Source organism: Mesorhizobium sp. M2A.F.Ca.ET.039.01.1.1 (genome assembly GCF_003998035.1).
Classification (GTDB): domain Bacteria; phylum Pseudomonadota; class Alphaproteobacteria; order Rhizobiales; family Rhizobiaceae; genus Mesorhizobium.
In genome coordinates this window covers 51,752-61,537 of the sequence record NZ_RZRY01000002.1, presented here as the reverse complement: position 1 = coordinate 61,537, position 9,786 = coordinate 51,752, and the positions used below count along the sequence as shown (strand labels likewise).

Genomic DNA, 9,786 nt, shown 5'->3' with positions numbered 1-9,786 from the left:
CGCCACCGCCAGGGGGCGTTTCGCGAGGGGCGGTGACCGAGGTTGACTGCACCGTGGTCGTGATGACGCGGCGCAGGGTCTCGATATCGATAGTGCCCTGTCCGACGAAGATCGCGGCGGCCTCGGAGCCGGCCGCACCCTTCGCGACGACGCCCTTCGACCCCGCCGGCACGTTGGCGGGGATCGTGAAGCTTCCGTCGATCTCGCCTTCGGCGTCGGCTGTGAGCGGCCCTGCGGGCGTCACGTCGATCCCGTCGAATTCGAGGGACGACAGATGCTCGCCCGCGAAGAAGCCCTTGATCGAGAAGTTGAGCACGATCTGCCGCAGGTAGGCGAGGGTCTCTTCCCGCGTGCTGCTCTCGACGGTTTCCCGCTGCGTGGTCGTGGTCGTGGTGGTCGTGCGCCCCGAGGTGGATCGGGAAGTCGTCACCACGACCGGCGAGGACAGCGCTGCGGCGCTGTCAGACGCCCATTCCGTCGCGCTTTCCGTCCAGTAATCGACCGGCGGATTGATGGTCATCGAAGCCGGCAGCGGCTCGAAGTTCTGGTAGGGATTGATCTTCGAGCACGAGGTGGCGAAGGGCTGCTCGACCGCAACCTCTTCCGTCCAATCCAAGAGCGTGACGCCAGGCAGATTGATCGCATGGAACGTCGGATCAATCGCGAGGCGCAGGAGGCCGCCAAAGACAGCCGCCGTCTGCGGCTCGCCCTCGTCGCGGTAGCGGTCGGAGGTGAACGGGTCCACGAAGACGCCGTTCTTCGAGATCGGCTCGCGGCTGTCGATGTCGCGCTGTAGCCGCTCAAGGGCGATCAGATCGAGCGCATCGACCAAGCTGTTATACATGCGGTCGATCTTGGCCATCGTGTAGGCGCGGACGCCGATGTTGGTCACAACCGGCGTGTCGGTCCACACGTTCTCGATCAGCGCAAGCGGCAGGATATCGTCCGGCACCTTCGGCGGCAGGGCGTTGGTGCGGCTCGATACGCCCTTGAGATAGACCGAGTTGCCGTCGCTATCGAGGCCGAGCACGTCCACGCGCGGCAGCTTGAAGTCGTAATCGACTTGGATTTGGCCGCCATTGACGCCGCCCGCAACCGTGATCGAGGTCGCAGTGATATCGGTCGCGCTCACGATGCCGAGATAGCGATATTTGACCGTGTAGCTCGACCCCGTGGCGGGCTCCGCGCCGCCGGCCGACCACGAGACGAGATCGCCCACCTTGGTCCAATCGGCGGGCGTGTTGTAGGTGGTCGCGCCTTGCTTCACTTCGAGGATCGAGGTGACGCCGGTATTGACCAGCGCGTCCGAGCCGTTCGGGGTGCCGCCGCGCACGACGGTCTCCGTCACTTCCTTCTCGACCAAGACCTCACGGATCGTGGCGATCGGGCCGTGATTGAGCGTGACGATCGTCGGGTTCGCGCCGAAGGTGTGGACCTCGGTCGGGATGCGGAAGAGATCGAAAGTTTCCGGCTCGCGGTGGCGCAGCGCGGCATACCGCGTCCGCTTCCATCCCTTGATGTTGGCAACGCCGGCCGAGATCGAGAAGACCTGATCCGAGCCGTCCTTGCCGAGCGCCGAGACGGTGCAGCCGGACACGATATAATTGCCGTTGCTGTCGTAGTCATAGATGCCGATCAGCGCGGCGACGCCGGTCAGGTTGGGGGGCGGCGTCTGATCGATCGCTACGCCGTCCTTGAGCAGGTAGACGGCATAGATCGGGGCGTCGTTGCCGTCGCCGGAGAAGCCCCAGGCGAGGGACAGCACAATCCGAGCCGCGCCGCCTTCGCCCTCCGAGAGCGAGCCCGGCATCAGGCCGAGCAGCGCCGGCTCTTCAAGCTCGGTCACATAGTCCTCGATCACGCGCACGCCGATATGGACGGTGCCGATCATGGGGACGGCCGACAGCACCGCCGCAGGAGCATCGAGCACACGGCCATTCACGTAGAGCCGGCCGGCCGTCAGCGTCACAGTCGCAGCCTCGGCGTCGATGATGATATCCGCGCCTTCCACCCGATCGCCGTCGCGAGCGACGAGGTTGCCGATCGAGCGGACCTTCTTCTGCAGAAGCTGTTGGGCTTCGAACATTTCGGCCGCCTGGCCGATCTTGCCCTCGCGGGTCAGAACGGCATCCCACGCGGGGAACTGCGGGGTCCGATCGTACGTGCCGGCCAGCCCTGATTTGTGCTCGTAAGCCATGATGCCTCAAACGATCTTCAAGAGGGCGCGAAAGCGTTCGCGCGAGGTTTTGCCGAGGGTGGCAGGCGCGATGGCGAAACCGCCGACGATATGGCCGCCGGCAATGCCCGCGCCGGGGAGCCAGCGGATGCCCGCAGGATGCGATCCCACGGGATCGCCATCGAGCGTGATGCTCCAAGAGTGGACGATCTCGCCCTCGCCTTCGCCGAATTCCATCAGCGCCTCGACATAGAGGTTCGGGCCAGGGCCGCCGGCCGCGATCCACGTCTGCCCGGCCGCCTCGTAGTAGCCGCCGAACTGGAACTCGACCGGCCGATAGACGCGAGCCTTGCGGAAGCCGATCGGCGATCCGTCCTCGCGATAGATGCCGATCCAGCAGCTTTTGCCGAGCAGAGCAGTTGCGATGATCTGCGCCCGCGAGAGCGCCGCGTCAGACTGCCATTTCAGGCCGGGCGAATTCCAAGGGAACGGCCCCCACGTGATCGAGCCGTCTTCGACAGGCTCAACCCACGCCCCGAGGGCCGTCAGCTCGGCCTCAGTGAGATCGTGCGCGCCTGCGTCGAAAGTGCGGCCGAAGGACCATTTGACGCCGCCCGCGTGCAGGAAGACGCCCGAGTTATCGCCCCAAATGCCGTCGCCCCATCGGGAGTAGGCCCAATCGTGCTCCCGCACGTTGTAGCCATTCCAGGCGCGATAGAATTCCGACCGGACGGGATCGGACAGCCGCACGACGGCCTCGATCGTGCCGAGGTCGCCTTCGTCGTCGCGGAAGCGATCCAGTTCAAGCTCGTAGAGGTGCCAGCGCGTCCGGCGCAGCGGGGCCTCGTAGAACGTCGAGAAGGCGTAGCCCACCCACGTGAGGCTTTCGGCGACGCCCTGCGGCGTCCCCTTCACCCGCTGCCACCGCAGGCCATACTCGATCACGGTCGGCAGGTCGGGCAGGTATTGGGAGATTTCGCCGAGGCCGTATTCGACCACGAGCCACGGCAGGATCGAGGGCTGGGGCGTGTCGAGCTTGAACGAATGCAGCTCGGTAGCGCCGGGGGCCAACTCGGGCAGGCGATCGAGGGTCGCCGACAGCGCCCGCTCGAAGGCGGTCGCGTTCGGCGGCAGCAAATCCATCCGATCCATCAGCGGTCGCGACCCTTGAAGGTGAGCGCCACGGTCCCGACCTTCACCGCCGCGCCGTCATCGACAACCACGTCGGCGACAGGCGACGAGAGCGAGACCTTTTGCACGCCCGGTTGATGCAGCTTTGCGGCCAGCCAAGACCGCGTGACGTTGAAGCCGAGCCCGCCTTCGCTTGCGAGGGCGGCGCGCAGATTGGCCTCCAAGCCCTCGAAGACGGTCATCGGCGTTGTTGGCAGGAGCCAGATATCCGCGACGACATTGACCGTCGCGCTCGTGGCCGAGAGGACAGTGACGCGATCCGAGATCACCCGAACGCTGTTCTTCTGGACCTCGGCATCGACTGCCGCGAGCAAGGCCGCATCGGGCTCGCCGAAGTTGTCGGTTGCGAGCACTGCGATCCGAATGTCCGGCCCGGTGCCGACGCGATAGACAGCCACGTCCTTGACGCGCGGGCTCGCCCGCATCGCAGCGGTCTTGTACCAATCCTCGGGGCCTGCCGGCGAGCGGCCGGAGATCGCGAGGATCACCCGCCTGCGCAGCGCCTCGTCGGCCTCGCCATCGAGACGCGTCACGTCATAGAAGGCCGCGAGGTGATCGAGATCGGAGCCGGTCGAAAAAGCGACGAGGTTCGCCCTGGCTGCGGCGTTCACGCGAGCGCGCAGGAGCGTCTCGCGATAAGCCGCCGCTTCGAGGACGATCTTCACCGGATCGGTTTCGAGATTGCCCACGTCATAGGCAACGCCGGCCGCCGCGAAGCGTGCGGTGGCGTCGTCCATCATGGCCGATAGGATCGCCTCGAAACTGATCTCTTCGATGATCTGCGGGGCGGGAAGCGACGAGAGATCAGGAACGGGCACGTCAGCCTCCAAAGAACAGGATCATTCGCGCGGTGCGATCGGTGGTGAAGTCGCCAAGGTGGCCGCGCGGCCGATACTGGCCTTCGATTTCGAGGCGCAGCTTTCCGCTGCGCAGCTCATCGGCCTCCGACAGGACTTGGATGCGGGTCAGCGCGAAGCGAGGCTCGAAGGAGAGGCCCGCATAGATCGCGGTGAAGAACCGCAGGAGCGTCGAGGGGTTGATGTTCTCGCCGAGCAATGCCGGCACGAGCGAGCCGAACCAGCGGCGCATGACGCGGGTGCCGAAATAGGTCGTGAAGATGACCCGGATCGACTGCTCGACATGCGGCCACCCCGATAGCGGCAGGCCGGTCTCGCGATCGATCCCGGTTCCAACCGCCGAGGCCATTATTCGCCCCGCTTACGGGGCGCGCCCCTGATCGCCATGTTGCGCGGGGCTTCATCGATCGCCCGCTCGCCCTCGTGCTCGCTGACGGGCTTCTCTTCGGCCTTCTCGTCGGCCTTCAAAGGATCGTGGGCGACGATCTGGCCGCGAGCGATCTCGTAGGCGGCCTGATCGTCCGTCAGTTCGAGGATTGCGCCGGGCTTGACCTTGCGGCCGGCCACCCACGGGCCGGCCTCGTCAGTCACGCGGTAGGGTTTGCGGTCCATGGTGGGGCTCCTTCTCAAGGGATGCGAAAGAACGGCCGGCCGGTGGTGGCGTGGCCGCAATTCGCGGTGTGGCCTTCCCGACAAGTCGGGATGCCGTTGATCCGAAACTTCGCCGTCGCCTGCGCCATCACAGGATCGGACGAGTGAGGCGGGAAGGGCGGGTGCGGGGCGACGTGATCGCCGAGGACAACCGCCGCCGCTCCCCTGATCTTGAACTTCGCGGCCTGCGCGCCGAGCTGCACGCCGCCGGCTACGTCAACGCCGACGCAGGCGATCCCAGGCATAGGCTTGCCCCCTCAATCGAACTGATAGTCGGCGGCGTTCATTTTCAGGCCGCCGCCGGTCAGCTCGAAGGACGAGCCGCCGCAGATCAGCGTGACTTTCGGCACTTCGACGTGCACCTCGTCGCCTTTGATCGTGATCGTGCACGAGCCGAATTTGAGCACGTGCTGATCGCCGGCCTGCGAAGGCGACGCGTTCTGATCGCTCCACGTCAGCGGCATCGCTACCGCCTGGCGGAAATCGCCTGTCGGTGAGAGCAGCGTCATTTGCTGCCCCACGCTCGGGGGCGTATGGACCTTCATCGCGCCCGCGATCTGGCCGTAGGGGATCGGCGGGGAAAGGAAGGGCTTCTCGTCAGTGCCGCCGATCCGCAGCCGCACGGTGGCCTTCGCGGGATCGACTTCCGCCACGGTGCCGTGGCGCATCATGTTGTTGGCGCGGCGCTCCAATTCGGCAACGCGGGCGGCGAGTTCGGCGACCGGATGCATCAGGGCACCTCGGGCTCAAGCGCGGCGTCGATCGCCGCCTGATCGAGCGTCCAATCGTCGCCGTCCTGATCGTTCGTGGTGATCACTGCAACCGGCGAGCCTACGCTGTCGCCTTCCGGCAGCGGCGCGATCCCGATCGCCTGGGCGGTGGACGGATTAACGCCGAGTTCGGCGATCGCCTGCCGCCAAGCCGGCAGCGTGGGCGTCTCGATCTCGGCCCGGATCATGGCCGCGAGCTTGTGCAGGGCAGGGTCCGCGTCGCTTTCCAGCGCCGCAAGGAAGTCAGCCCAAAATTCGGTTGCCTGCGCGCCGAAGCCGGGCTCGGAGAGCGTCTCGGCCGTGATCGTCATCTGCCGCGCAGCGAAGCGCACGCCCTTCTCGGAGCTGCCTCCGCGCTTGGAGGTGATCTTGCTCGGCTGCAACACGATCCGCCGCCACAGGGCGGCCCACGGCCCCTGATCGGATAGCAGCGCGCGGGCGATCTGGCGGTCCATGAAATTGAGCGTCAGCTCAAGCCCGGCGTCGGTGAATGGGATTTCGATCGCCTCGACCTGATCGTCGCCCTGCGTGTAAGTCACCTTGCTCGCAACCGCGCTCTCGACCACGAGATCGAGCTGCCTCGTGGCATTGATCAGATCGCGGCCGGTCACGGTGCGCACGTCATCGTCCGTGTAGACGATCAGGACCGGAACCGCTTCCTCGGCGATCTTTTGGTCGATCGGATCAATGGCGCTGTCGAAGACGCGGCCGGCGGCTAGCGTCGCATTCTCAAGCGCCTTCACGGTGGCGATCCGGGCGGCGAGGGCGACGAGGCTCATTGCGGCTCCCGAACAAGGACGAGGAAGCGATCGCCGAAATCGAGCTTCTGCGGGTCCACGATCGAATAGAACGGAGATCCCGCGCGCTCGATAAGCTGCACAAGATCGCCCTTTCGCGGTTCCCACGGCATCAGCTCGGCGAAGGCCGCCAAAATCTGGATGGATACCTGCCCGTTGGTCAGGCGAGTGACGCCCGGCAGGCTGTTGCCGGCGCGCTGGCCGGCGATGTCGTTCACCCCCGGCTCATCAGCGAAGACGCCGCGCGTCTCGTGCGCCACCCGCGTCGTGTCGGGCACCCGGCCGCCGTATTGGCTTCCTTCGGCGCGGGGGGAGATCAGAATTCGCTCGCCGTGCAGGCGATCGACCGCCTTGCCGGCGATCCGGTTAAGGCGGTCGAAAGCAGGCATGGTCGTTACTTCCCCGCCTTGGCCTTCGGCTTGGCCGGAGCCTTGCCCTCGTCGGCCTTGCCCTCGTTGCCTTCGGCGGCCTGCTTGTCGGCCACAGCCGCATCCGCGGTGCGGGCCGGGGGCTCGAACTGGCCCGGCAGACCGACCGAGATATTGTCCGAATTGGCGTCGGCGTCGTCCGCCTTCACCTCTTCGAGCAGGCCCTCGCCGACGAAGCCCTCGGCGTCCTTCTCTTCGAGCTGGATCACGAAGCCCTGCGAATAGTGCGAGCCCCTGATCCACGTGTCGTAAAGCACACGATACTGTTTCATGTCCTTGGTCCTTTCGTAGGCAGGAGGCAGCGACGGGCTCTCCTGCTCTCGCGCGTTGTTGTCGAATGTGGCGTCCTGATCGCCGCCCAGGACGCCCCCAATCCCCGCCATGGTCGGCGCAGCCGGGCTTAGAAGCTGCCGTTGAGGCGGACGCGGCCCTTGCCCGAGGGGTTGGCCGCAGCCTCGACGGCGACGCCGACCTTGGTGTTGCCGGCCGAGACCGAGGTCATGACCTTGTTGACGTTGTCGAAGTAGATCGGGTCGCCGGCCGCCCACGCCTGGGCGGCAGTCTTCGGGAACTCGCTCACGCCGCCGGTCTTGAGTTCGAATTCAGCGCCCGCCGCCGCCGAGGTGGTGGCGACGCCGAAGATCGAACCGATGATGACGAGATCGCCCGAGGTCACGCCGCCGGCCGGGGCGACCATCGTCAAGATTTCGCCGGGCTGGATGAAGTTCTTCATTGTCCTTGTCCTTTCGAGGAACAGTTGATGAAGGCCGCGCGGATCACTCCGCGCAGCCGGTCAATTCAGGAGGGGATCAGCCCGCGAAGGGGTTCTTCGAGAACCCGCGCCAGTCGAGTGCCTTCGCGCCGACATCGAGGCGCACCTTGATCTCCACGCCGTCCACGTCGAAGCCGGTGCGGGTCTCGGTGTAGACGCCGCGAGCGCCTTCGAGGTAGGCCAGCTCGACCAGATCGACGCCCTGCGCCGGAGCGGCGACGAAATAGAAGGCGTTCGGATCGCCCGCGATCTTGTAGCGCGGGATGCCGTTATCCAGGCGGGCCTCGGGGATGATCGTCAGCTTCTTGAGGGCTTCCGAGATCACCTGCGCCTGCTGGTTGGGCTGGATCGGGGTGAGGAATTCCTCAGCCGCCGTCTGCGCCGTCAGCGAGGTGATGAGGAACTGCGGGACGAGGCTGAGAACGGTCTTGCCGTCGAGGCCGGTCTGCAAGCCCATCTTGAGGCGGGCTTCCGACACGGTGGTGCGGCCGATCGCGCCAGCGGTCAGCAGGTTGCCGTGGTTGGCGTGGAAGAGGGGCACGCCGTCGCCCATGGTCGGGTTTGCGAGAAGCTGCGCCCACACCACGTCGCTTTCGAGCTGCGCCGCCTGGATGCCGAACGCGCGCGGGATGCGCGTGAAGGCGTTCAGATCGTCGTTGATCAACACCTGCCGGGTGATGCCGACGATCTTGCCGTAGGTGGCGATGCGGTACTTCTCGCCCGCCTCGCCGATCGAGCCGCGCCGGAACTCGCCGTGCTCGTTCACCTTGTCGAAGGCCGGAGCCTCGCCGAGCTGGACGCGGGTCACGTCCTTGAAGTCCGGCACGGTCGTTTCGGTGGTGAACGGGCGGAAGGTCTGCGGGGCGGCCTCGTAGCCAGCGCGCAGGGTGCGGTTGGTCACGTTGCCGAGGATCAGCGCGAAGTCGGAGGTGGATTGCAGGCCGGCGCGGGTCAGGGCCGCGCCAGCGAGTTCCATCTTCGACATGCCGCGCGTGCGGACGCCGCGAGCTTCGAGGTGATCGCGGGCGATTTCGAGCAGCGACATGCCCATGAACTCGCGAGCGCCCTCGGCTTCGAGCTTAAATTCGCTCGGATTGGCGCGGTGCAGGAGGGCGTTCTCGATCGCAGCCGCGCGCTTCTCTTCGCGGCTGTTGTCGATCGCCTGGCCGGGCACGCCGAGGTGGCGGGCGCCATCGTTGGGAAGGGTGCGGTGTTCGTCGGACATCAGCTTTTCCAGCAGAAGGCCACGGAACTTCTCGACATCGGTGCCGGCGCGAACGTGCTCGGAACCGAAATCGACCACGCCGGCCTTGCGGGCGAGATCGGTGATGTCGTTGACGCGCTTGCGCTCGGCGATAACCGCGTTGTTGGCGGCCTCGCCCGAGGCGCGGGTCACGTCGTCGGCGGTAACCGCCGCCGGGGCGGCCGGAGCTGCGGGAGCAGCCGGCGCAGCGGCGGCCGTGCGGTTCTCCTCGGTGGTGGTGCCTTCGCCGCCCGGCTGTTCCGTGCGGACCTTGTCTTTGTCGGCCATAGCCGGGTTCCTTTCGCTGGTTGCAGTTTGCCGTTCGATGACCACGACGGCGGGGTAAGTCCGCAGCCCCTCGGGCTTCTCGGAGCGCACCTGCGCGCCGGGATCGGCCGGGATCGGGACTGCGGAAATCTCCAAGGGCTCCCAATCGACCACGCGATTGAGCGGCACATCGCCGTCCTGCCCCTCGGTCTTGATGACCTTGTGGACGCGATAGCCGACCGACACGTTGCGCACGTCGCCTTCGCGGATTTTGAGAACGCTGTCGGCCACGTCGGCAGCGCGGGACAGCTTCACGCGGGCGGTGCCGATGCCCTTATCGACCTTGGCCGAGCCCGGCACGATCGAGCCGAGCACCGACCGCAGATCGTAGCTGTCGTGGGTGTTGAGGAAGGGCGCGCCGGCATTGAGCCTTTCGAGGCGGACAGCCTCGGGCGTCACTTCGAGCTCTTCGTCGTAGGGGCCATCCCACCACGAGTTGCGACGGACGCGAGCGCCCGTCGTCCATACGATTTCGACCGTGTTGTCAGCTTCATCGAAGCTGGCGGCGCGGATCGTCGCCTCCCGCCTCACGGCGGGCATTTCAATAGTGCGCTCCTGAGGCATCGGAGGTTCC

The 9,786-nt window shown here is 66.3% G+C and carries 12 protein-coding genes; all 12 read right to left on the bottom strand.

Translation table 11 applies throughout. The features are described from left to right. Positions 1-2,197: DUF4815 domain-containing protein (locus tag EOA24_RS00960; RefSeq protein ID WP_127409480.1), on the bottom strand; the 2,197-nt coding region annotated here is incomplete at its 3' end. A 6-nt stretch (positions 2,198-2,203) separates the two neighbouring features. Continuing rightward, entirely contained in the window at positions 2,204-3,319 is a 1,116-nt protein-coding gene (locus tag EOA24_RS00955) for a phage tail protein (protein WP_189353819.1), read from the bottom strand. Between the two features lie 8 nt (positions 3,320-3,327). Continuing rightward, positions 3,328-4,185, bottom strand: coding sequence for a baseplate J/gp47 family protein (locus EOA24_RS00950; protein WP_245501737.1), 858 nt, complete (start codon positions 4,183-4,185; stop codon positions 3,328-3,330). A 1-nt stretch (position 4,186) separates the two neighbouring features. Further along, on the bottom strand, positions 4,187-4,573 hold the full coding sequence (locus EOA24_RS00945) for a GPW/gp25 family protein (protein ID WP_127409478.1): 387 nt from the start codon (positions 4,571-4,573) through the stop codon (positions 4,187-4,189). After that, entirely contained in the window at positions 4,573-4,836 is a 264-nt protein-coding gene (locus tag EOA24_RS00940; RefSeq protein ID WP_127409477.1) for a hypothetical protein, read from the bottom strand. The genes EOA24_RS00945 and EOA24_RS00940 overlap by 1 nt, the downstream gene beginning before the upstream one ends. Before the next feature lie 14 nt (positions 4,837-4,850). Then, on the bottom strand, positions 4,851-5,120 hold the full coding sequence (locus EOA24_RS00935; protein WP_127409476.1) for a PAAR domain-containing protein: 270 nt from the start codon (positions 5,118-5,120) through the stop codon (positions 4,851-4,853). 12 nt (positions 5,121-5,132) lie between these two features. Then, positions 5,133-5,606 carry a phage baseplate assembly protein V gene (locus tag EOA24_RS00930; RefSeq protein WP_127409475.1) on the bottom strand — a complete coding sequence of 158 codons (474 nt, stop codon included), beginning with the start codon at positions 5,604-5,606 and terminating at the stop codon, positions 5,133-5,135. Further along, positions 5,606-6,424, bottom strand: a complete 819-nt coding sequence (locus tag EOA24_RS00925; protein ID WP_127409474.1) for a hypothetical protein — start codon at positions 6,422-6,424, stop codon at positions 5,606-5,608. Before EOA24_RS00925 ends, EOA24_RS00930 begins: the two co-directional genes overlap by 1 nt. Beyond that, positions 6,421-6,831 carry a hypothetical protein gene (locus EOA24_RS00920; protein WP_127409473.1) on the bottom strand — a complete coding sequence of 137 codons (411 nt, stop codon included), beginning with the start codon at positions 6,829-6,831 and terminating at the stop codon, positions 6,421-6,423. The genes EOA24_RS00925 and EOA24_RS00920 overlap by 4 nt, the downstream gene beginning before the upstream one ends. A 5-nt stretch (positions 6,832-6,836) precedes the next feature. Then, positions 6,837-7,142: a hypothetical protein gene (locus tag EOA24_RS00915; protein WP_145992524.1), complete on the bottom strand. Its 306-nt coding sequence runs from the start codon at positions 7,140-7,142 to the stop codon at positions 6,837-6,839. Positions 7,143-7,270: 128 nt separating this feature from the next. Then, a complete protein-coding gene (locus EOA24_RS00910; protein WP_127409471.1) occupies positions 7,271-7,603 on the bottom strand; it encodes a DUF2190 family protein in 333 nt (110 codons plus the stop codon). 76 nt (positions 7,604-7,679) lie between these two features. Further along, positions 7,680-9,752, bottom strand: a complete 2,073-nt coding sequence (locus EOA24_RS00905; RefSeq protein ID WP_245501736.1) for a prohead protease/major capsid protein fusion protein — start codon at positions 9,750-9,752, stop codon at positions 7,680-7,682. Positions 9,753-9,786: the final 34 nt, after the last annotated feature.

What these genes read in the sequence shown, in the direction of transcription:
- EOA24_RS00955 (WP_189353819.1), bottom strand. Translation starts at nt 3,319, where the DNA reads ATGGATTTGCTGCCGCCGAACGCGACCGCCTTCGAGCGGGCGCTGTCG.
- EOA24_RS00945 (WP_127409478.1), bottom strand. Translation starts at nt 4,573, where the DNA reads ATGGCCTCGGCGGTTGGAACCGGGATCGATCGCGAGACCGGCCTGCCG.
- EOA24_RS00940 (WP_127409477.1), bottom strand. Translation starts at nt 4,836, where the DNA reads ATGGACCGCAAACCCTACCGCGTGACTGACGAGGCCGGCCCGTGGGTG.
- EOA24_RS00935 (WP_127409476.1), bottom strand. Translation starts at nt 5,120, where the DNA reads ATGCCTGGGATCGCCTGCGTCGGCGTTGACGTAGCCGGCGGCGTGCAG.
- EOA24_RS00930 (WP_127409475.1), bottom strand. Translation starts at nt 5,606, where the DNA reads ATGCATCCGGTCGCCGAACTCGCCGCCCGCGTTGCCGAATTGGAGCGC.
- EOA24_RS00925 (WP_127409474.1), bottom strand. Translation starts at nt 6,424, where the DNA reads ATGAGCCTCGTCGCCCTCGCCGCCCGGATCGCCACCGTGAAGGCGCTT.
- EOA24_RS00920 (WP_127409473.1), bottom strand. Translation starts at nt 6,831, where the DNA reads ATGCCTGCTTTCGACCGCCTTAACCGGATCGCCGGCAAGGCGGTCGAT.
- EOA24_RS00915 (WP_145992524.1), bottom strand. Translation starts at nt 7,142, where the DNA reads ATGAAACAGTATCGTGTGCTTTACGACACGTGGATCAGGGGCTCGCAC.
- EOA24_RS00910 (WP_127409471.1), bottom strand. Translation starts at nt 7,603, where the DNA reads ATGAAGAACTTCATCCAGCCCGGCGAAATCTTGACGATGGTCGCCCCG.
- EOA24_RS00905 (WP_245501736.1), bottom strand. Translation starts at nt 9,752, where the DNA reads ATGCCCGCCGTGAGGCGGGAGGCGACGATCCGCGCCGCCAGCTTCGAT.